16 protein-coding genes are annotated in these 22,578 nt (G+C 65.3%); 7 read left to right on the top strand and 9 right to left on the bottom strand.

What is annotated here, in order from left to right; genetic code table 11:
* Positions 1 to 55 precede the first annotated feature (55 nt).
* Positions 56 to 502, bottom strand: a complete 447-nt coding sequence (locus QRN27_RS12075) for a VOC family protein (RefSeq protein WP_056011872.1) — start codon at positions 500 to 502, stop codon at positions 56 to 58.
* Positions 503 to 586: 84 nt separating this feature from the next.
* Positions 587 to 1,474 (bottom strand): MurR/RpiR family transcriptional regulator, encoded by an 888-nt coding sequence (locus QRN27_RS12070; protein ID WP_285042428.1) that lies wholly within the window; start codon positions 1,472 to 1,474, stop codon positions 587 to 589.
* A 134-nt stretch (positions 1,475 to 1,608) separates the two neighbouring features.
* Between QRN27_RS12070 and QRN27_RS12065 the strand changes: the two genes are divergently transcribed.
* The 6 genes from QRN27_RS12065 to QRN27_RS12040 all read left to right on the top strand — a co-directional run bounded on the left by QRN27_RS12065 (position 1,609) and on the right by QRN27_RS12040 (position 10,154).
* Positions 1,609 to 2,946, top strand: coding sequence for an MFS transporter (locus QRN27_RS12065; RefSeq protein ID WP_285042427.1), 1,338 nt, complete (start codon positions 1,609 to 1,611; stop codon positions 2,944 to 2,946).
* Positions 2,943 to 4,106: an anhydro-N-acetylmuramic acid kinase gene (locus tag QRN27_RS12060; RefSeq protein WP_285042426.1), complete on the top strand. Its 1,164-nt coding sequence runs from the start codon at positions 2,943 to 2,945 to the stop codon at positions 4,104 to 4,106. Before QRN27_RS12065 ends, QRN27_RS12060 begins: the two co-directional genes overlap by 4 nt.
* Positions 4,107 to 4,112: 6 nt before the next feature.
* Positions 4,113 to 5,093: an N-acetylmuramic acid 6-phosphate etherase gene (gene murQ / locus QRN27_RS12055; RefSeq protein WP_285042425.1), complete on the top strand. Its 981-nt coding sequence runs from the start codon at positions 4,113 to 4,115 to the stop codon at positions 5,091 to 5,093.
* Positions 5,094 to 5,113: 20 nt separating this feature from the next.
* Positions 5,114 to 5,899: a glucosamine-6-phosphate deaminase gene (gene nagB, locus QRN27_RS12050; protein WP_285042424.1), complete on the top strand. Its 786-nt coding sequence runs from the start codon at positions 5,114 to 5,116 to the stop codon at positions 5,897 to 5,899.
* Positions 5,900 to 6,001: 102 nt separating this feature from the next.
* On the top strand, positions 6,002 to 8,857 hold the full coding sequence (locus QRN27_RS12045) for an FAD-binding and (Fe-S)-binding domain-containing protein (RefSeq protein ID WP_285042423.1): 2,856 nt from the start codon (positions 6,002 to 6,004) through the stop codon (positions 8,855 to 8,857).
* 103 nt (positions 8,858 to 8,960) lie between these two features.
* Positions 8,961 to 10,154, top strand: coding sequence for a Fic family protein (locus QRN27_RS12040; RefSeq protein ID WP_285042422.1), 1,194 nt, complete (start codon positions 8,961 to 8,963; stop codon positions 10,152 to 10,154).
* A 230-nt stretch (positions 10,155 to 10,384) separates the two neighbouring features.
* Here QRN27_RS12040 and QRN27_RS12035 read toward each other — a convergent pair whose 3' ends face one another.
* Positions 10,385 to 11,023, bottom strand: coding sequence for an SHOCT domain-containing protein (locus QRN27_RS12035; protein WP_285042421.1), 639 nt, complete (start codon positions 11,021 to 11,023; stop codon positions 10,385 to 10,387).
* Between the two features lie 203 nt (positions 11,024 to 11,226).
* Between QRN27_RS12035 and QRN27_RS12030 the strand changes: the two genes are divergently transcribed.
* On the top strand, positions 11,227 to 11,631 hold the full coding sequence (locus tag QRN27_RS12030) for a hypothetical protein (protein ID WP_285042420.1): 405 nt from the start codon (positions 11,227 to 11,229) through the stop codon (positions 11,629 to 11,631).
* A 128-nt stretch (positions 11,632 to 11,759) separates the two neighbouring features.
* Here the strand turns inward: QRN27_RS12030 and QRN27_RS12025 are convergent, their stop codons facing one another.
* From QRN27_RS12025 to QRN27_RS12000, 6 genes are all read right to left on the bottom strand, one after another.
* Positions 11,760 to 12,506, bottom strand: coding sequence for a hypothetical protein (locus tag QRN27_RS12025; RefSeq protein WP_285042419.1), 747 nt, complete (start codon positions 12,504 to 12,506; stop codon positions 11,760 to 11,762).
* Positions 12,507 to 12,688: 182 nt separating this feature from the next.
* Positions 12,689 to 13,390: an NAD(P)H-dependent oxidoreductase gene (locus tag QRN27_RS12020; protein WP_285042418.1), complete on the bottom strand. Its 702-nt coding sequence runs from the start codon at positions 13,388 to 13,390 to the stop codon at positions 12,689 to 12,691.
* 39 nt (positions 13,391 to 13,429) lie between these two features.
* Positions 13,430 to 13,759, bottom strand: a complete 330-nt coding sequence (locus QRN27_RS12015) for an ArsR/SmtB family transcription factor (protein WP_285042417.1) — start codon at positions 13,757 to 13,759, stop codon at positions 13,430 to 13,432.
* Between the two features lie 60 nt (positions 13,760 to 13,819).
* Positions 13,820 to 14,215 carry an HAD family hydrolase gene (locus QRN27_RS12010; RefSeq protein WP_285042416.1) on the bottom strand — a complete coding sequence of 132 codons (396 nt, stop codon included), beginning with the start codon at positions 14,213 to 14,215 and terminating at the stop codon, positions 13,820 to 13,822.
* Between the two features lie 568 nt (positions 14,216 to 14,783).
* On the bottom strand, positions 14,784 to 19,727 hold the full coding sequence (locus tag QRN27_RS12005; RefSeq protein ID WP_285042415.1) for a hypothetical protein: 4,944 nt from the start codon (positions 19,725 to 19,727) through the stop codon (positions 14,784 to 14,786).
* The gene (locus QRN27_RS12000; protein ID WP_285042414.1) at positions 19,727 to 22,537 is read right to left on the bottom strand and encodes a caspase family protein; all 2,811 of its coding nucleotides are present in this window, start codon (positions 22,535 to 22,537) and stop codon (positions 19,727 to 19,729) included. Before QRN27_RS12000 ends, QRN27_RS12005 begins: the two co-directional genes overlap by 1 nt.
* Positions 22,538 to 22,578 lie beyond the last annotated feature (41 nt).

Here is a 22,578-nt window from a genome sequence, read left to right as displayed (position 1 = left end):
CCAGGGCGGATCTGGTGCGTCCAGACGCCGGCACCGCCGTCCGGCAGGGTGCCGCTCAGCGCGGTTCGGTCTTCGTCAGGTCCTGGGCGAGCATCACCAGGATGCCGCTCGGGCCACGCAGGTAGGTGAGTTTGTAGACGTCCTGGTAGTTCGCCACACCACGAAGCGGGTAGCACCCGTGTCGAGCCGCCGTGGCGAGGGCGACGTCGATGTCGTCGACCGAGAAGGCGACGCGGTGCATGCCGATCTCGTTGGGAGCTGTCGGTTCCGTCTCGATCGCATCCGGGTGCAGGTACTCGAACAGCTCGATCTGCCCATGACCATCCGGCGTCTTGAGGACGGCGATCTTGGCGTGGTTGCCGTCGAGACCGACCGCGGTGTCCGCCCAGTCGCCACTGATGGTGTCCCGCCCCGCGACCTCGAGCCCGAGATCGACGAAGAAGGAGATGGCCTCCTCGATGTCACGGACGGCGATCCCGACGTTCTCCAGCTTGATTGCCATGACCCGCATGCTACTCACCGATCGAGCGTTCACACCCTCCGGGAACGAACCTCGGCACCGACCGACATGCGGCCGACGCGGACGTCACTCGGAGGTGCGACGCTCCCGCACGGCGTCGAAGGTGCGCTGCAGGGCCGCCGTGGACGCCTCGTAGTCGACCTGGGCGACGCCGATGAAGAGGCAGTCGACGACCATGAGCTGCGCGATCCGACTTCCGAGCGCCCCCGACCGGAACGCGGTCTCCCGGGCGGCCGTCTGGAGGACGATGTCCGCGCCGCTCGCCAGCGCCGACTCCGCATGGTTCGTGATCGCGATCGTGGTCGCTCCTGAGCGGGCGGCGAGACGCAGGAAATCGACGGTGTCGGCGGTCGCGCCGGAGTGCGAGATGGCGACGGCGACCGACTGCTCGTCGAGGATCGCGGCAGCCGTCCAGGCCGCGTGCGAGTCGGGCCATTCGAGCGCGACGCGGCCGATGCGGGAGAGCTTGCGCTGGAGGTCGACGGCGACGATCGAGCTCGCTCCGACGCCGAAGATGTCGACCCGGCGAGCGCCGGCGACCGCTGCCGCTGCTCGCGTGAGCGCCTCGGTGTCGAGGGCCTGGGCGGTGTCGGCGATCGAGAGGGATTCGTTCGCGGCGACCTTCGCGACGATGTCGTCGAGGCTGTCGCCGGCGACGATGTCGGGCGATTGGGCGTTCGTGCCGGCCAGGGCGAGTCGCTCGCGGAGGTTCTCCTCGGTCAGGTCGTGCCGGAAGTCCTTGAAGCGGTCGTAACCGATCTTCCGCGTGAACCGCACGACCGTCGTCGTCGAGGTGGACGCCTCCTCCGCGATCTCCGCGACCGACCGCGTTGCGAACGCGCCCGGGTCGGCCAGGAGCGACTCCGCGATGCGGCGCTCCGAGGGGCGGAGTTCCTCGAGACGAGCGCGCACCTCGGTGGACACCGCCCGCGCTCTGCGCCCGTCGACTCCCATGCGTGCTCCCCTCGTCGGTCATCACTGTACCGTCGGCACCGCCCGACGACGGGTATGGAAAGTACCATCCCTCGCCCAAGCGTGTATCTTTGTGCCAAAGCTCCGAGCACGATCCAGGAACCAAGGGAGGTCCCGTGACCAGCTCCACACCGCCCATCACGATCAGCAGCGCCGCCCGGCGTCGCGCCATCGTGGCCGGCAGCGTCGGCAACTTCATCGAGTGGTACGAGTTCGGGATCTACGGGTTCCTCGCCACGATCCTCGCGGCCCAGTTCTTCAGCGACGGCGAGCAGACGGGTATCGAGTCGCTCATCGCGACGTACGCGTCCTTCGCCATCGCCTTCTTCTTCCGCCCGGTGGGTGCGGCCCTGTTCGGCCGGATCGGCGACCGGATCGGTCGGAAGCCGACGCTCATCCTCGTCCTCGTGCTGATGTCCGGAGCGACCGCCCTCATCGGCATCCTCCCGACGTACGCGTCGATCGGTGTCGCGGCGCCGATCCTGCTCACCCTCGTACGGATCCTCCAGGGGCTCTCCGCGGGTGGCGAGTTCGGCGGCGCCGTCTCGGTCATGACCGAGTTCGCCCCGCCAGGCAAGCGCGGACTCTATGGCGCCTGGCAGTCGTTCACCGTCGCGCTCGGCCTCCTCGGCGGCGCGGGAACCGTCGCGCTGCTGTCGGCCGTGCTGTCCGAAGCGGATCTGGCGGCGTGGGGCTGGCGGATCGCCTTCCTCCTCGCGATCCCGCTCGGCGCGGTCGCCCTGTTCCTCCGCCTCAAGCTGGAGGAGACGCCGGAGTTCCAGCAGATCACCGCCTCGGGTGCCGACGGCTCCGACACCGCCAAGGCCGCCGCCCAGCCAGTCGTCCGTGCCGGCGCTGCGGCGACCGCGAAGGCGATCCTCCTCGGCATCGGCCGCCTGATGGGGTGGTCCGCCGCGGGGTACACCTTCCTTGTCGTCATGCCCTCCTACCTGCAGAGCAGCCTCAACGCGTCGTTCCAGGAGGCCCTGATCTCGACCGTGCTCGCGAACGCCGGCTTCGCCGCGACGATCCTCCCGGCCGGATGGCTGTCGGACAAGATAGGACGCCGCTGGGTGATGCTCACCGGCACCGGCCTCATCGTCATCCTCGCGTTGCCCCTGCTCAACGTGCTCCAGAACCCGGACCTCGGAGTCGGCATCCACGGGCTCGCGGTGTTCGTCGCGGGAGCCGTCGTCGGCATGATCGCGGGCCCCGGCCCGGCCATGCTCGCCGAGATGTTCCCCACCTCCGTCCGCTACACCGGCCTCGGGTTGTCGTACTCGATCTCGAACGCCGTGTTCTCGGGCAGCGCCGGACTCATCATCACCTCGTTGATCGCCTCAACCGGCGACCTCGACGTGCCCGCGTACTACGTGATGGCGACGTGCGTGGTGAGCGCGATCGCGATCGGCACCCTCCGAGGCAACGCGCACCGGACGGAGCTGCGCAAGTGACCCGGCCCATGCGCGTCATCGGCCTCATGTCGGGCACGTCTCACGATGCGATCGATGCGGCCGCCGCCGAGATCAGCATCGACGGCGACACCCTCGTGGTCCGTCCGCTCGGCCTCATCACAGCCGGGTACGAGCCGGAGCTGAGGGCCATGATCACCGCAGCCCTCCCGCCCGCGGCCACGAGCGTCGAGGACGTCTGTCGCCTGGACACCCGGATCGGGCAGGCGTTCGCGGACCTCGCGGTCCGCGCCGTCGCCGAGTTGTGCGATGGGGAGGCAGATCTGATCGTCTCGCACGGTCAGACGCTGTTCCACTGGGTCGAGGACGGCCGGGTGGAGGGCACCCTCCAGCTCGGTCAGCCTGCGTGGATCGCCGAACGCACCGGCGTGACCGTCGTCGCCGACCTCCGTTCGCGCGACGTCGCGGCCGGCGGCCAGGGCGCCCCACTCGTGAGCATGATCGACGCCCTCTGGCTCGCGGGCGAGACCGCCGCAGCCGTCAACCTCGGCGGCATCGCCAACGCGACGATCCTGCGCCCGGGAACGGACCCGATCGCGTTCGACAGTGGACCCGCGAACGCACTCATCGACGCGGTCGTCGCCGAGCACACAGGTGGCGCACGGCAGTACGACGCCGATGGTGAACTCGCCGCGCGCGGCACCGTTCACGAGGAGACCCTCGAGCTGCTGCTCCGCGAGCCGTACTACGGGCGTCCCGCACCGAAGTCGACGGGCAAGGAACTCTTCCACCTCGCGTACCTGCGGCAGCAGCTCGCCGGCCGACCGGCGCTGCCTGTGGAGGACCTGGTCGCGACCCTGACCGAGCTGACCGCCCGGACCGTCGCCGACGCGGTCCGCGGGGTCGAACGCGTCATCCTCGCCGGCGGCGGGGTCCGCAACCCGCAGCTCGTCGCACGCATCCGTGCTGCGCTCCCCGAGGCCGAAGTCGTCATCAGCGACGACGCCGGGCTCCCGTCCGACGCGAAGGAGGCGCTCGCCTTCGCCGTCCTCGGCTTCCTGACGGTGAACGGACAGGCGGGCTCCCTGCCCTCCGCCACCGGCGCCTCCCACGGCAGCGTGCTCGGCGCGATCGTCCCCGGACGCGTCCTCCCGGCACGGACCCTCGACGGGCCGCCGCAGGGGCTACGGTTCGAAGCATGACGGCCGATGGAGCACCGCACCACCGCGACGGCCTCACACCGTCCGACCCAGAACGGAGGGCCCATCGTGCCTGAAGCCTCGAGTACCCTGGCCGCGCTCTCCACGGAGGGACGCAACCCGCGCACGATCGACCTCGACACCCTCGACACGCTTCGGCTGCTCGAGGTCATCAACGACGAGGACCGGCTCGTCGCGGACGCGGTCCGCGCGGAACTGCCGGACATCGCCCGTGCCGTGGAACGCATCACGGGAGCGCGACGGAACGGCGGACGCCTCATCTACCTGGGTGCCGGGACGAGCGGTCGGATCGGCCTGCTGGACGCGGTCGAGTGCCCGCCGACGTTCGGGACCGACCCTTCCGAGGTGATCGGGCTCATCGCCGGCGGTGAGCACGCGTTCGTGGTCGCCGTCGAAGGTGCTGAGGACGACCTCGAACTCGGTGCCGCGGAGCTCCGCGCAGCCGAGCTCCGACCCACCGACGTGGTCGTCGGGCTCGCGGCCAGTGGTCGCACCCCCTACGTCATCGGCGGCCTGCGCTACGCCCGCCAGCTCGGCGCAGCCACCATTGCGGTGTCCTGCAACAAGGGATCGCGGATCGGTGCCGAGGCGGAGATCGCCATCGAGGTGATGACCGGCCCCGAAGCACTGACCGGGTCGACCCGACTCAAGGCGGGGACCGCACAGAAGCTCGTGTGCAACATGCTCTCCACCGCGAGCATGGTGCGCTCGGGCAAGGTCTACTCCAATCTCATGGTGGACGTGCGGCCCACGAACGAGAAGCTCGTCGACCGTGCGCAGCGGATCGTCGTCGACGCCACCGGAGCCGATCGCGCCGTCGCGGACGCCGCCCTGGAGCAGGCCGGGTCACATGCCAAGACGGCCGTCGTCATGCTCCTCGCCGACGTCGACGCCGCTACGGCGACACGCTTGCTCGAAGCGAACGACGGCGACGTCCGTGCGTCCGTGTCCGCTGCTGCGAGCGCCTGAACAGGAACGAGAGGACCACCGTGGAGATCATCATCCTTCCCGACGCCGCCGAGGTCGGTCGGGTCGCCGGCGCGAAGATCGCGTCGATCGTGGCCGGGCGGCCTGAGCCGGTCATCGGCCTGGCGACCGGTTCCAGCCCACAGGGCATCTACGCGGAGCTGGCGCGTCGCGTCGCAGCAGGCTCGCTGTCGTTCGCCGGTGCCCGCGGGTTCGCGCTCGACGAGTACGTCGGCATCCCGGCGGAGCACCCCGAGTCGTACGCCAACGTGATCGCCCGCGAGGTGGTCGGTCCGCTCGGATTCGACCCGTCGCGCGTCCGCGTCCCCGATGGCCGCGCAGCCGACCTCGAGGCCGCCGCGCAGGAGTACGACCGTGCCATCGCCGAGGCCGGCGGTATCGACGTGCAGATCCTCGGCATCGGCGCGAACGGGCACATCGGGTTCAACGAACCCACCTCGTCGTTCGCCTCGCGCACGCGGATCAAGACCCTCGCGCCGAAGACCCGCGAGGACAACGCCCGGTTCTTCGACTCGCTCGACCAGGTGCCCACCCACTGCATGACCCAGGGGCTCGGCACCATCCTCGAGGCCCGCGAACTCGTGCTGGTCGCGCAGGGTGTCGGGAAGGCGGAGGCCATCGCGGCCTCGGTCGAAGGTCCGCTGAGTTCTTTCGTTCCCGGGTCCGCGCTGCAACTGCACGAGCACGCGACCGTCATCGTCGACGAGGCCGCGGCGTCGCGACTCAAGCTGGCGGACTACTATCGCTACACCTACGACAATCTGCCGGAGTGGCAACGCTTCGAATGATGGTCGGGCGATGGCCGACGACGCTCCATCCAGCTGAGGCGTCGCGTTCCCGCACCCGCATCCCCGCACGCCGCTGACGCCCGATCTCGAGAAGGAAGCCTCGTGGCCCACCCGACCACCGTCCCATCCCCCGCCACCCAGGCCATCGGCGAGGCTGTCGGTGATCCGGCCCGCATCCGGACCCGCGCGATCGACCGGGCCGCCTACGCCGGTGACGCGTCGCACTACCTGCTCACCCCGGAGGCCGTCGTCATCGCGGAGAGCGCGGCCGAGGTCGCCGCGATCCTGCGGGCGGCGAGCCGTTCCGCCGCTCCGGTCACGTTCCGGTCTGGCGGCACCAGCCTCTCCGGCCAGGCGTCGGGCTCCGGTTTCGTCATCGACACGAGGCAGCGGTTCAAGTCCATCGAGGTCCTCGACGGCGGCAAGCGCGTCCGGGTACAGCCCGGGGCGACGGTCGCTCAGGTGAACGCCCGGCTGACGCGACTCGGCTACCGTCTCGGCCCCGACCCGGCGAGTGAGGTGGCGTGCACGATCGGTGGCGTCATCGCGAACAACTCGAGCGGCATGGCCTGCGGGATCGACGAGAACACGTACCGCACGCTCGAGTCGATGGTGTTCGTGCTCCCGTCCGGCACGACGATCGACACCGCCGATCCCGCGGCAGACCGTCAGCTGCACGACGCCGAGCCGGAGCTCGCCGAGGGCATCGAGCGGCTGCAGCGGCGGGTGCGGTCCGACCCGGCGTCGGTCGCGTCCATCGAACGGCAGTTCTCGCTGAAGAACACCATGGGCTACGGGATCAACGCCTTCCTCGACTTCGACTCCCCCGTCGACGTCCTCCAGCACCTCCTCATCGGCTCGGAGGGCACGCTCGCGTTCGTCGCCGAGGCGACCTTCCGCACCGTTCCCGTCCTCCCGCTGGTGTCCACGGCGTTGGCCGTGTTCCCCTCCCTCGACGCGGCGACGCGCGCACTGCCGGAGCTGGTGGCGTCCGGCGCGGCGACGCTCGAACTCATGGACGCGACCTCGCTGACGGTCGGGCAGCGGCTTCCGGGCAGCCCGGCGGAGATCCAGGGGTTCACGCCGCAGGATCACGCGGCCCTCCTCGTCGAGTACCGCTCCGGCAACGCCGTGGAACTCAGGGACCGCGCGACCGCGGGCGGCACCTTCCTGAACGGCCTCGACGTGCACGCGCCGGTGGCGTTCAGCAGCGACGCGTCGCAGCGTGCGCGGGCGTGGGGGCTCCGCAAGGGGCTCTACGCCTCGGTCGCCGGCGCCCGCCCCTCGGGCACGACGGCGCTGCTCGAGGACATCGTCGTCCCCACGGCGGCACTCGCCGACACCTGTGCCAGCCTGCAGGAGCTGTTCGAGCAGCACGCCTATCGCGACTCGGTCATCTTCGGCCACGCGAAGGACGGCAACATCCACTTCATGCTCACCGACCGCTTCGAGGGCGATGCCGCGCTCGGTCGGTTCGTCGCGTTCACGGAGCAGATGGTCGACCTCGTCCTCGACGCGGGCGGCAACCTGAAGGCGGAGCACGGCACGGGGCGCGCCATGGCTCCGTACGTCCGTCGGCAGTACGGCGACGAGCTGTACGGCGTGATGCTCGAGCTCAAGCGACTCGTGGATCCGGCCGGCGTGATGAACCCCGGCGTGCTCATCGACGAGGACCCCGAGGCGCACCTCCGCGGGATCAAGCTGCAGCCGACGGTCGAGGAGGAGGTCGACCGCTGCGTGGAGTGCGGGTATTGCGAGCCCGTCTGCCCGAGTCGCGACCTGACGCTCACACCGCGGCAGCGCATCGTCGTGCGCCGCGCCGAGGAGTCCGCCCGGGCCCGCGGCGACATCGCTCTCGCCGAGGAGTTGGCGGACGACTACGACTACGCCGGCGTGCAGACCTGCGCGGTCGACGGCATGTGTCAGACCGCGTGCCCGGTGCAGATCAACACCGGCGCCCTGGTCAAGCGGCTGCGGCGCGAGGATGCGGCACCGGTCCCCGCCGCGGGGTGGAAGGCGGCGGCTGTCGGCTGGGGGCCCGCCACGAGGATCGGTTCGGTCGCGCTCTCGGGCGCCAAGCTGTTGCCGGCTCCCGTGGTCGGCGCGGTGACGGACGTCGCCAGGGCCGTGCTCGGCGCGGACACCGTGCCGAAGTACTCCGGCGACCTCCCTGGCGGCGGACGTTCGCGGAAGGCGCTCGGTCGCACCGTCGGTGCGGCGGACGGCCCGACGGTCGGCATCTACGTGCCGGCGTGCGTCAACAGCATGTTCGGTGCGGCGGATGGAGGCGACGGTGTCATGGGCGCCTTCACGCGACTCTTGGAGCGTGCGGGCCTGCAGATGATCGTGCCCGATGGTGTCGAGTCGATCTGCTGTGGGACGCCGTGGTCGTCGAAGGGCTTCGCGTCCGGGGCTGCCGTGAACGAGCAGCGCACGGTCGAGCGCGTCCGTGCGGCCGTCGCCGACAGTGGTCTGGTGGTCGTGAGCGACGCGTCGAGCTGCACGGAGGGCTTCGCGAAGCTGCTCAGCGAGAGTGGTGTCGTGGTGGAGGACGCGGTGGCGTTCGCGGCCCGCGAGATCCTGCCTCGGGTCGAGGTCGACGCCCGGATCGAGCAGTTGGTCCTGCACCCGACCTGCTCCTCGCGGCAGATGGGGCTCGACCCCGATCTCGTGCTGATCGGCGAGGCCGTCGCCGAGCGCGTCCACGTGCCAGACGACTGGGGCTGCTGCGCGTTCGCGGGCGACCGCGGAATGCTGCACCCGGAGCTCACCGCCTCTGCGACGAAGGCTGAGGCCGCTGAGGTCGCTGCCATCGCTGCTGATGCGCACGCTTCGTGCAACCGAACCTGCGAACTCGGCATGACCCGAGCGACCGGCGAGGACTACCGCCACGTGCTCGAGCTGCTCGACGCCGCGTCCGCCGGCTCTGCGGGTGGAGCTGGAGCACACCTGCGATGACGCGCTGAGTCACGGGTCGGCCACGTGCTTGTCGCCAACTCACCTGATAGTGTCACTTATACGTGTTAAGTGACACTACGTTGCGCGATAGAGACAGGTTTACGTGAACGGTTGGCCGAAGCATGAACTCCGCACGGTCGCGTGGCAAGCCACCGGCAGGCGCGGCAACCGTGACGACCGCATGCTCACGGAGATCACGGTGTCGTTGCCGCCGCACATCGCCAGGCTTACCGTTCCCCAGACGCCGCCGCGCGAGCTCCTCCGCGCCCGATACGAAACCGAGGAACTCGAGCGCGTCGCCGGCAATGCGCTGCAGCCGCTAGCCGGCTTCTTGATTCGAATGGAATCCGTAGCGTCCTCGCGCATCGAACAGGTTGAAGCCAGCACCACCGCGTTCGCGCGCGCCCTCGGCGGCCTGAAGGAGAATTCCTCTGCGGTGTCGATGGTTTCTGCCGGCAGTGCCATCACCGCACTGATCAGCGCATCCGAAACGACCATCGACCTCGACGACGTGCTCCATGCGCACGAGTTACTCATGCAGGACGACCCCGAAGAACGTCGCTACGCGGGCCGAGTGCGCGATGTCCAGAACTGGATCGGCGGATCACACTTCTCACCGCGCAATGCACTTTACGTGCCTCCGCCCCCGGAACTCGTGGCGGACTATCTCGCCGATCTTCTCGCTTTCGCGAACCGAGAGGACATCGATCCGATCACCCAGGCTGCTCTCGTGCACGCGCAGTTCGAGAGCATCCATCCATTCACGGACGGCAACGGTCGAATCGGCCGAGCCCTCATCGGTGCGGTGCTTCGCAGGCGTGGCGTGACTCCGGGAACCGTGCTGCCGATCGCGTCGGCACTCGCGGCCGACACCGACCACTACTTCCAACTCCTCACCGCTTACCGGGCGGGGGACGCCGAGGCGATCATCACCGATGTGGCTCTCAGCGTGGAAGTCGCGGCCCGGGAGGCTCGCGGAACCGCGAGGTCGTTCGCTCGCTACGCCGAGTCCTGGCGCCAGGAGACCGGCGTACGCGCCGGGAGCACCGCCGATCTCCTCCTCGACGTACTGGTGGCCATGCCGGTCTTCAATGCCGAGCAGCTCGCCGAACGTTCGGGGCTGGCGGATCGGGCGGTGTACCGGGCCATCGAACAACTCGAAGCGTCTCGGGTCATCGCCGAGGTCACGAACCGCAAGCGCGACCGCGTGTTCGCCGTCACTGACGTGCTCGACGAGTTCGAAGACCTCGACGAGCGGATCCGGTCGCGGATCACTCGACTGCGCACAGCCCCTTGAACAGGCCGACCGATGGAGCAGCGGTCAATCGGTGGGGCTACAGCGCGGGCGGGCGCTCGCCGAATCAGTCGGCGAGGATGACGTCAGCGCCGCGTACGGCGGGTGTTCAATAGGTAACCGGGACCGAGGCGGACGTTCGCCTGGCCCACCATGCGAGGCACAAGCCGCCTGAAGCCCTCGACTTGTGGAATCGTAAGCTCGGCTCAATCTTCCGAACTGCCAGCGATAGGTCAGAGCCGGGCGAGCAACTCAGCCTTCTTCGATGTGAATTCGGCATCGGTAAGGATGCCTGCATCTCTCAAAGAACCGAGTTTATGAAGCTGCTCGGTTATGTCGCCTTGAACCGCAGGGGTCGAGACCTCGGTCACGGCCTGCGGCTGTCCGGGAAAACGATCCTTGACCAAGCCCGATACCAGGTCGAAGGTCTTGTCCGCGATGGTTGGCTGCGCTTCATCCAACTCCGGCCGCGAAACGATATTCGGCTCGGCATCGGCAATGCGATGATCCGAAAGAACCAGATCGAGGTGCGTGAAGAGCGCCTCCGGCAGCTTCAAGAGCGACTGCTTGCCATCTTTCCAGACGACGCGTACGTGATGGTCGGGCTTCTTCGAGTCAAATGCCGCTCCCACGGCAGCTGATGCCGCCCTGCCGAACCGACCAGGAAGGGCAACTCCAGCCGCAGCCTTACCCATCGCGGTGAAGGCCCCGTCCTTCACTTCCACCGGAATCTCCTGCCAAGACTCGATCGTCTCAGACGTGAGTTTGCGCCCTTTGATACCGGTTTGGATCACGAGATCGCTTCCAAAGGTCGCGGTCGTAACGCCTGCGTCAAGGTAAGCGCCGCCGATAACGCGGCCAAAAGAACTCATAGGGTGACTCTACTCGTTTGAATCCGGGCCATTCGGGCCACTCGAAGTGTCATAGTCCAAACTTGTGACGGAGCCGGAGTCCTCGCATGGAGCACGAAGGTTGTCCGCCGGCAGGACGAGAGATAGCGGCTGTCAAGTCTCTGATCATCCCGTCGAGTCACTGGGATGACGACACCGGATAGGTGATGCGCGACAATACCGGCATGGATGGCACGGAGAAGCGTCGACGTTCGGTCTCGTGGTGGGTGCTGCTCGCGGTCGGGTTGGCGTCCGTCGTGGCGATGGGAGTGCTCGCGTTCCTGCCGTCGACCGTGCACGAGCGGGTCGACGGCGACGATGATCCCGGATACACGACCGTGTGCTCATCCGTAGTCGTCGCCGGCTGGCCCCGCGATCTGAGTGCGGGCGAGGACCGGATGGTCGCCCGCGGGATCCTCTCGACGGACACCTCGGAGCCGCCCTACGACGTCTGCGCGAACCGCCGCACCCTCTCGGCCGCGGGGATGGCCGTGCTCGCCGTGCCCGCCAGCGCGCTCCTCGTGCTCGCCGGGGGCTCCGTTCGCCCGGCCCGCCGGTCCCGCGAAGTCCGCGAGGCCGAACCGCGCTAGGCCGAGATCGGTCGGTCGATCCCCCTGCTCATCGCACGACCGCGACGCGCATGTCGATCCCGGTTGCGGAACGGTGTTCGGACATACGCGTCACGGCCGATCGCGAGCTGGCGCCGACGAGAGCCGGGTCAGTGGCCGGGGCCTCCGTAGGCGGCGTCGGCGACGGCCCCGCAGGAGGCCTCCCACGTGCTCTGCTCCGACTCGGGGTAGCTGGAGTCGTAACCGGACGAGTCGAGTCGCCACTGGTGGGCTTCCTCAGGAGACAGCCCGTCGGGCATCCCGGTCGCCTGCTGACCCTCGGGGTACGGGCCGACCTGCAACGTGAGGTCGACGTCGCCGACGAACTGGTGTCCGCGGTCGGCCATGCACGAGCGCATCGCGTCGATCCAGCCCTGGTACTGGGTCGCGAACGCCAGCGCCGTCGCACGCTCCTCCTCGCTCGGGACATAGGTGGCCTCGGCTGCGGCGACCGCGGCGTCGCGCACCTCCCGGCAGGGCTCTGCGGCGGTCTGCCACGCGGCCTGATCGGCCTCGCTGAGTGCCGGCGGCATCCCGTCGAAGGTGGTCTGGTCGAACCCGAACCCGGCGTCGGCCATGCAGGACGCCATCGCGACCTGGCCCGCCTCGCGGAACCGCAGCCACAGGTCCTGCAGGTAGAACTCGTCGATGTGCGTGGACGTGGCCGGCGGGGTCGGCGTGGGGGTCGCGGTCGGCGTTGCGGTAGGCGATGCCGACGGCGTCTCTGTGGAGGTCGCGGCCGATGCCGCTCGGATCTCCGAGGCGTTCGCGACCGCCTGCGCTGCCACGCCGCCCAGTCCGCCGGCGACCACCAGTCCGGACGCGAGCAGCACCAGGATCTTCTTGCGAGTCATCATCTCTCCAACCTCAGCAGAACGTGTTTATAGGAAGATAGCTTCCGCAAACCGTTCTCGCAACCCTCCCAAGCGGAGGAGACGCCCGTCGCCCAACGTCGATCGACGGCGTGAGCTCCGGGCCCACGAGGAGGCGACACGCGCCGAGGCTGCACCCCGCGCAGGCGAACCGCGGGTATTGAGCGTCAGCCGGCCAGGCTCCCCCGGGGCCGCGAGGTGGCGGCACTCGGCCGACGTTCGATGTCACGGAAGGCGTCCGCCGCGGCGCGGAGGGCATCGGCCCGAGCGGCGTCGTCGAGGTGCGCCGGTCCGTAGGTGATGACGGGCGCGAGGGCGTCGTACCCGACGAACTCGAACACGCCGCGGTGGATGTGGAACAGGAACTCGTCGATGCCGCCGAAGGCGCCGTCCGGGGCGAAGGCCGCCGCTGGGCCGCCGGTGGTAACGAGTGCCACCGCCCGTCGTCCCGCGAGCCGCGCGGTCTCGAAGAGACCGGCATCGCCACCGGCGACGCCACCCATCACGAAGACACGGTCCAGCCAGCCTTTGAGGATGGCCGGCATCGAGAACCACCACAGCGGGAAGGACAGCACGAGGAGGTCGGCCGCCAGGACGCGGTCGAGGTCGGAGCGCACGTCGTCGGACAGGGTGCCGTCGCGGACGGCGCTCCACTGCTCGCGTTGCGGCTTGAACGGGCCGTCGAACGACGGGAACTCGTGGCGATCCAGGACGGGCTGCCAACCCTGCGCGTAGAGGTCGAGGAGGTCGACCTGGAGGCCCTGCGCCTCGAGGACCTGGCGGACCCCGCGAGCCTGAGCGGTACTGAAGGAGGTGGGTTCTGGATGCGCGTGCACGATCAGCACGGTCGAGATGGGAGTCGTCGTCACCCGTCCATCATATCTACAAACCTCGATACGTAAATATGACTACGAGGAACCGATGGCGTCTCCCACGCGTCGCATGCGGTCTTCGTCGAGTCGGTAGTGCGTCCACTTGCCCACGCGGGTGGGGTGGACGAGGCCGGCGCGCTCCAGGGTTCCCATGTAGGAGGAGATCGTCGACTGCGCGAGGCCGCTCTTCGCCTGGATGTGGCTGACGCAGGCGCCGACCTCGGCGCGGTCCGCGATGGGCTCGTAGTCCGCGAAGGCGGTCTCCGGGTCGCGGAGCCACTGGACGATCTCGAGCCGCACGGGGTTGGCCAACGCCTTGAGCGCGTCGATCAGCGCATCCGGTTCGATCGCTCCCGAATCCTGCACCCTGGCCACCTCTTCCATCGACGTACCACTCTATGTCGACTCGTCGCGTTCATGCGCCGGTCAGGCGGGGCTCGCCAGGGCGAAGGCGCGCCACATCTGCTCGGGCCGGGCGATCAGGCAGGCCATCCCCAGGACCGCGCCGCCGACGTCGTCGTGTTGCGAGTCGCCGATCATCAGGCACTCCGTCGGGTCGACGCCGAGTGCGTCGGCGGCGAGCTGGAAGATCCGCGGGTCGGGCTTCACGTATCCGACCTCGTAGGACAGGATGACCGCGTCCAGTAAGGAGTCGATCCCCCACCGCTGCAGCGCGGGGCGGATGTCCAGCGCGATGTTGGAGACGATCGCCAGACGCACGCCGGCGCCTGACGCTCGGGCGATGAAGTCGAAGGCCCCGTCGTTCAACACCCACTGGTTCGGCATGACCTCGTACAGCGCTTCGGCGAAGTCGGTCGACACGGCTCCATCGTGCTGAGCGCTGTGACGAAGGCGTGCCGGTGGGCGACGGTAGCAACTTTTGCTTCGAACAGGTCCGGGGCATTCCACGCGTCCAGGGCTCGAGTGGCCTCATCTAGTCGCACCAGACAGCGAAACAACAATGAAGGAGTTCCATACCAGGTGCCGAGGATCGCAGTGCTAGTCCCCGTCAGCCGTTGACGCAGAAGTAGATGCTAACGGCCCGTAACTGTCATGGAGCAGCACATTGTTGGTTGCAAACTTCGTGACGATGACAATGGTGTCCGCCTGGCTAAGAGCGGCGTCGGTGGCAAAATCGACCCGCTTCAAGGGCGACGATAATCGGGGCGTTTCAGCCGACGCGTGCAGCCTCGCCGAACCTACTATGACCAACGTTCAGTCTGCCTGCCACGGACGCAGCAGACGGATGCACGCAAATGTCCGCGCTATTGCGACCCAACAACACCGATACCACACCGAACTTGAGCCGACCTTCAGGCTTGGTCACAGATCCCGCTACGTGTAGCCACACTTTCGTGCTCTGAAACCCCGAGCCTCACGTCCATACGGACTATCCGTAAAACATCGGTTCGTCGAGTGGTTTATAGGAAGCCACGCGCTTGAACCCTTGATAAAACTCCATTCCCGGTTCGGAAAGCCGTGCCGCTAGAACCGGAACAAGGCGGCGGAACCAATCGCCGAACCGATGTGCTCCGGACAGTGTGTCGCAGAGTTCTGCCACAAGGTGCAACCGTGCGAATGCGGCAATGCTCCACGCCGCCGAATCTCGCTCAAGCTCTTCGGGTTGCAAGTACCCCAGCCTGACGCCCGCGATGAGCGCCATCGCGACATGATCTGGCGGCATCCTGGTCTGGAGCGTCTCCTCGATAACTACCCAGGCCCTAGTCTTCACCTCCTCATCACCTGAGACCTGATGGCTCCAGGCCTTCCACCACAGGTAGGCCGGCTCGACCCCGGGCAACAGTCGTTCCGCCGCGCTGTGCGCCGGAACACGATCGCCCTCACCCACAGCATGGAGTGCGCACGCGGCGCTCCCGAGGCGGGTCCAATGCTCAAAGGGGTCGGGTACCAGCAGCGTAGCTACATCACCGGTCATTCGGTCTACGAGACCATCGAGCGCATATCTGTGAGTTTCCGCCTCAAGGCCCGCTTCTCTGACGAGCCAGCCGGTCGCATCTGAACTCATCCGAGAGAAAGCTAGGCGAGCGCTCGTTCCGAGGCTCGATAGCCAACCCTCCAACCTCTGGTGCACGTGTGTTGACTTGGTGACCTCAAGCACATGAAGTAGCCTCGGCAGTTGGTCCAGGTCCGGGAGCCACATATTACTTAGCCTGCGCACCAAGCGGTCGCCCGAAACCACCTGGCTCAAACTGGTTCCCCAGGCGCTGTCCCACATGAATGATAGACGGAGTAGATTGGCGACAATTTGAGGGCTGGCGATGAATCCGATGGTGTTCTGCCATCGTTCCTGCACGACACGACGGAGAACGGTACCAGTATCCGATCTCCGGCTGAGCACGGTCTCGCCCAATGCGTCCCCGTTGACAATGCGAACCCGCGCAAGTTGGAGACCGGTAGAGGCCTGCAATGCCGTGCTCTGCTCGTATTGGAATGTCTCCATAAAAGAGGCCCACGCACCTGTAGAGAGCCGAACTGCCGTCACGCCATCGTATTTCTGCTCAACGGGGCCACGGATTCCTTCCAGGAGGTCTGCCACCACGGCTGGATTTATCCTGTTGATGGCTACCACGAGATCGGTGAAGGTAGTCAACTCTCTCGTGGACTGCCTAAGTAGCTGACCAAGGAAGCTCCTTTGGCCCCTAACGTCTTCCACGATCCGCTCGGTCGTTGCGGTCGCAGACCAGGCCAACGAGTTTGAGGTCCCCCGATCCATCGTCTCTGGGCCCTGCGGCGAATCGTCCACCGTGAGTAGCTCCAGGACCTGCTCCGCGATCCTCTCGTCGAAGCGGTGCAGATGGAGGAGAATCGTTGCAACGTGGCCCGGACGGCCACGCAAGCCGCGGACCAGTCGATCCCAGTAGTGGGCGGTCGCAGGAGCATAGTCTCCATCCTGGGTCGCCCGCAGCAAGCTGATCACAGTATCCAATGGAGTTGGATCTCCGCCAGCGCGCAATGTCGCAGTCAGTTGCGTGTAAAACACGAGGGCCTCTGCGCCTCGCGCGCGCCAACTGGCTTCGATTCTCCCTGACCTCCGAGCTTCAATTCGACCGCGGAACACCATAGGAAAATCCGGGTGAGCTGAACGCGCAAGCCGATGCACATCTGAGAGCGTTTCAGGGAGAACGTGTGACGAGAGCGCTATGTCCACAAAACGCTCCACCGAAACAGAGTGACTAATACGTCGAAGCGCCTCCAGCCCATAGTCGGGATCTAGTGACATCGATACGCCAAGGCGGGCAGCAAAACGCTGGCGCCACGGGTCGCGCTGGTTGATGTGCTCGATCACAAGCCCGAGAGCACGCTCGGTCGTGTCATTCCTATAGCTTGCTTTCGCCAGCCAAAGGCCAGACAGCAGATAGCTCACAACAGACGGCCTGTTCTCGTATTCGAGCGCCTTCTGCATGAACTCGATTCCCAGATACTCCGCCAACGCGAAGGCGAATCCAGGTCCTGTAGCAAACTCTTCGTCAATGCGGTGGCAAGCGGGGAGCAACTGACCTGCGCCTTTGATGTCCACTGCACGGCTGATGCGCGCGGCTAGTGCCTCCGCGAGGGCGTCGCGGGGAACCGCATCCCCACTTGCTTCTGAAAAAAGGAGTTCCCTCGCAAGATGGGCGTGCACATTCGCAACGACTCGGAGCAGCTCGGCGGCGTCACCAGCTGGGCCGGAAATGAGGCGGGAACGCAGGATGTCTCGAAGCTCGAGCCCCGAAACCCCTGAGACTCCGCGTAGAGCCTTGACGAGCTTGTTGGCGAATCCCCGGTTCGTATTGGCAAGATGACCAAGCCCCGAACTGATCGTCCCAGGTGTGGCATTGCCCATCCCGTTCAGCACGGCTAGCCCGTGCAATTCTATGAGAGGCATCCAATCGGTTGCCCCTCCCCGTCGTCGAACCGACAGTGCCAACCAGGCCATTAGAGCGGAAAATCCCACCGGCGGGTGCGCCGTGATCTCAAGAAATGCGGGGAGGTCCGCCAGGCGATCTGCAGTCGCGTTGGTCGCCGATTCATAACGACGTCCGCACCGATCCATAGCGTCCTCCAGCACCAGTAACGCCCGTAGGTCTGATCCACGATCAGTCTCGATACCAAGTAGGAACTTCGGCATTAACCGGAGTACGAGCTCGTAAACTTCGAAGCTCCCCAGGAACGACGCAGATAGAGCTAAAGACACACGATCGCTAAAGTAGGCATTGCTCTCAAGACTGCGTTCCAGCCCGTGATCGTTTTTCAACCAGTGCACTAGTCGAGGCGTCAGATCGGATCCCGGCCAGGCAACTTGCAGGCGATCAATCATCAGTACGAGGCGAGCTAGCGCTCCCGCGGGGACTCTCCTGCTATCAAGGCTGTCAACCGCCAACGTGAGTAGCAGCGTCAGACTCACCTCGCCAATATGGGTTCGCACGGCCCGAACAACACTGACTATTGTGGAAACATCCCGTAACCGCAACCACTCCTGCAATCGGACGAGCGATACCGCACGACTCATCACTTCACCAAGGGCTGCGGGTGAGTACGCTGACGCACTCAGTAGTAGTCGAACCACTACTTGGTCATGTGAGTGCGACTTCGGGCACCCGAAATATCGCTCAAGGGTCAACTCGAGCGCCTCAGCGATGCCCTCCTCTCTCGCCGCCTCGTCTGCTTCAAGCCGCCTCCGATCGGAAGAACTCAGTGAAGCCCGGATGCTGCCGTCGATAATGACGGCTCCCGCCGCTAGGAGCGAATCCCTTTCCTGATCAGTTAGGCACTCGTCCCAGACCCCCTCCTCGATGAGGCCGAGCTGAACCACCCAACGGACGTTGGCCGCGTGAGGCGTAGTGGTATAAACATGTCCGCGCAGGAGTGGCTCAAGCGCAACGAGATCTCCACCTCCGGTCATGTCCCAGACCGAGTCAGGGGTGGCCGCGTCGGGAAGCGCCAGGGTACCTGATGAATGCCGAACCATTCGTTCGGCAAGATCGAATACCTGTTCCCTCGTGACAATGGCGTTCAGCGTTGCTACATTCCCAGAATCCCACGGCCTCCGCCCGTTATCACCGTACCGAGCAATGGCCAGCAAAGACACCTCACACTCAGAAGCCGCGGTAGCCAGTATGCTGCCCAGATCAACACTGTCGACCGGGCGAAGATCCTCCACAACAACGAGGCATGGGCGTCGACGGCCATGCAAATGAATGTCCCGGGCAGCGGCGATAATGTCAGAGAGTTCCGCGTCTTCTGCGATACTTCGCGAGTCCGGGCGTAATACTATTACGTCCCACATTGCTCGGCTGTGCAGCCAACCTGCCAACTGCTGAGCGATCACAGTCTTGCCGGTGTGCGCCTTCCCCCCGAGGATCCGCGCTGAGGCGGGCGAGTCTGCAAACGACTTCGTTAGGTAACTGACGGCCGACGTCGTGATCAAACCCTCCCGCCTTGGCTGGAACCACCCATCCTTCGCAAACGACTCTTGCGCCCTGGCGACACCTGCAACCGTCCATCCATGAACCGCGAGCGCTCTTCCGCGACGCCGCCTAGCAATTAGAGTCTCAAAATTCGGCCAAACTAACCGCGCCAGCGCCACTAGGGAGGCATCTTCCGCGCGGATATCAGAATACTGCCATGCTCCTGCCTGAACGGTAATCGGAGTCCATCCGGCATCCTCGATTATCGTCGCTAGCTCTGCATCGTCGCCGGCAGAAGCATAGTCCACACCGTTCCAAGTACCTATAGCGACGAGACGTCGAGAACTCGCCGAAGGCAGCTGCCAGACTGTCGCCAAATATCGAAGGACGAGGTTTACATGAACCGTTGCTGCGTGTGGGCGTGAGGGCCGCCGCACTCCGCCGAGTGGCAACCAGTCGAAGACGGGAGCCTCTCCCATGAGTTCATCGTGAATCGCGTCAACAGCGGCTTTTGCCGATGCTTCCTCCTTCGTCAGTGTGCCAGCCCTATCCTCAAGCAACATCGTAAGGACACCCCAACCGCGAACTGGTTCCAGCACGACGGGAACCCCATCAGCCGGCCCAAATCGGTCGGAAACTTCGTTGGTAGCAGCCGTCGTCCACCGATAGAGCTCGTCCTCTAGTCCGGCATCTGCGATCCACTCCGCAATCTGGGTATCTCGCCCACTCGCCGCGTCTAGTAGCGCCGCCGCGCCGACGAGAACATCGCGGCTCAGATCGCGCGGTGGTACTGCGGTTTCAGACGGAGAGACACTTAGGCTTACCAATTCCCCAAACAGCCCTAGCGCCTCACCTTCTGATCCGGTCGCCATCGCAACTGAAATAGCATGGAGTATTGTGTCAGGCGTTGCATTGCCACCGTACATCAGATGCCCTCCTCTGTTCTAGATCCCGCATACTTGATGCGCAAAGTACCGTGATCGGTAGAAATACCGCACTCACTTTGGCCCAAAAGTGCGATCGACGAGACGTCGAGTGGAAACTCGAATGACCACTGAAGTCTCGGCGCCTCCGAAACTTCGAAAACCTTTATGCTGCGATCTGCCATTGCAACCGCCACGTGAACACGATCGCCGGCTTCGAGGGCGCTGAAGTGCGTGGCTCCCCCACCGCTAACGATCGGAATGGCGCGCTGATGCTTGGCACGTTCCCAGGCCCAGACCGAACCATCTTCGGTCGACGCGAACAACCACTCGCCAGCGGCGTCCATTGCCAGAAATGTTCGATGGCCCTGCGGAATAGCACGATGAAAATCGTGCCCGTTGCGGCGCCATATAAGACCTGTCGAAGTGACTACTGCAACCTCGGCCGGGTTGAATGCCACGGCGCCAACCACCGCGGGGTATGGGAGCACTTCCGCTTTTTCGGCGCCGTCAACAGCTACACAAACCACATGGGATGCACTCGAGGCCGTCAGTACCCCATTTCGCACAAACAAAGCATGGACCACACCTGGCATCTTGAACATATTTGTCGGTACTGCTAACCCGCCAAATCCGAAAGACGCGTACGAAACAATCCCATCATGTGTTGACATCCACGCTCGGCTCCCACCTTCAGTGCAGAACGAGAGGATACCGTGACCGGAGATCGCTATTGGCAACCATGCGCTGGATACTGACCCTCCCAAGCTGGCAGCCGGCCCTTCTGAACCAACGGCAAGATTCCCGTCCGCCGCAAAGACCTGGCAATTGGGCGGAGCATCCGTCCACTCTGCCGATATACTAATGCCCGCTTGTTCGCGAGACAGCTCAGCCAGGGCGGCGAGGTTGAAGCCTCCCCCAAGGAGAGCGAGGGCCGACAGAAGATCGCCCTCGCCATTAGCTCGAATAATCGTCTGCAGTGCCCGTGCAACCGAGCTCGAGTCGAGGGCCAGCGACTGGATCAGCGAGACCCGGTCTAAGCTGGCCATGATTGAGGGTATTTTCGTCAGTTCGCCCAGCCGTCGTGCCCGGCGAAGGTGCTCGGCGAGATGCGCGTAGGCGTAAGACGCGATACGGGAATCGCGGTCCACTGGCGGCAGGCGCAACTCACGCAACAGCCGGCTCGCGAAAGTTGAATGCATCCTCTCCGCTCTTGAACTAAATGCGGCGACTATCGCCGTCGCCTGCAACCGCCAGGAAGACACAGGGACGCCCTCCGGTCCCGTGGATCGAACTGTCTCAAGGTGACTACCAATTGACTCGATGAGTCGTTGCCGGAGGAAGGGCTTTCGCACGAGCGCTGGAACTTCCGCGACATCCGCCCAAAGTGCGGCAGACGGCATACCGTCGCCCTCGGCAACGGCGAGCGCTAGCAGCGCCTCGCGCACTCGTCCTTGGAAGTCACCCGGGTGGAGTCCGTCCACTTCGAGCCTGTCGAGCACTCCTCGCACCAATACGTCAGCGAGCGCGTTCGCGACTCCCGTTCCCGCCCTTGAAACAGCTGGAAGCTCCATCTCCCCGATACTCGCGAGCATATAAACCGTAAGAAAAGAATTCCCTGCAGCATCAACGAGACTGTGGATGAAGTCACCGTCGTCGGACAAATTCGCGCCGGAGAGCACTTTGCGAGCGAGCTCGACCTGCGCGTGCCTCGACTCAGCCAAATAGCGATCGTCTGTAAGATTGATCCGATCGCCGCGAACGCCACCCCGCACAGATGGCGCAATCACAATCCGCGCACCCCCCACGTCTACTAGTGTGCGGACGAAAGAGTCCATCAGCGGCGAACCGCCCACCTCGTCAAGTACGATGCGCAACGACCGGCCTGCGATGGAACGTGCGAATGCGGGGACATCTTCCGCAGGAGGGGTGTCGATCCCGAGCTGATCGCGGAGCCGTTCCTGGATCTGCCGGGGATGTTTGCCGCGGCAGTCAATGTAGATCGCGCTATCGATTCCCCTTGCGCGCTGATCAGTCCGCGCTATCCAGCGCAGCATTGTCGACTTGCCAGTGCCGCCGGAACCCATGAGCGCGGTCGCTCCGCCTGTCCCGGCATCGAGGGACTCAAAGATGTCACGCTGCAGCAGTGGACGATCGATGTAGGCCCAGTTGGGGTCGGCCTCCTCTGCCTGCTTCCAAGGGACCTGTTCATTCCAGGCAGGATTCGGTAGCGCTATGTACTCGCCGGGCTCAATTGAACCGTCAATGAATGGCTTCAAGTCGACTAATCTAGGGTTGCTTTCACCAATGGCCCTCATGAGCTGGGCGGGGTGAATTGTCAAAGATTCTTTGTTCGGCCGGGTCAGCGTGTTTAGTGCGGTAGCGAGCGCTTTGCTAAATACGCCTTCATAGGCAGTCCCACCCGGTAGGGCTGAGGGAATAAGCACCAATCTGCGGTTGCGGCTTGCATTAATCCAGAACTCGTGTACGGTCCGCGCGATAGCCGCGCCATCCCCCGAGTTGCACGCGTCGAGAAATACCACTATTTCTTCAATCGCAACCGCCGCGCGATCAACGCAATCCAGTAAGCCCGTAAGGGAGATGTCGGAGCCATGTGCGCTAAGTATCCGAACGTCGGCACCGGTGAACTCACCATGACCGGCCAGATAGACGACAAGTGCTGTCGTCTCTTCGTGCGAGATGCCTCGTAACGCGTCTTCGAGAGCGTTACGTGTCTGTTCTCCTGTCGCGTCATCAATACGGATGGTTTCTAAACCGAGCTTTTTGAAAGCGACAGCCACTTCCAGACCCATGAAATTAGTCAAAGAGAGTCGTTGCGCGCCAGGAGGCCCGC

The sequence above is a fragment of the Plantibacter sp. LMC-P-059a genome, from assembly GCF_030209505.1.
GTDB lineage: Bacteria > Actinomycetota > Actinomycetes > Actinomycetales > Microbacteriaceae > Plantibacter.
The sequence above is the reverse complement of the archived record's forward strand: the minus strand, read 5'-3'. Positions and strand labels throughout refer to the sequence as shown.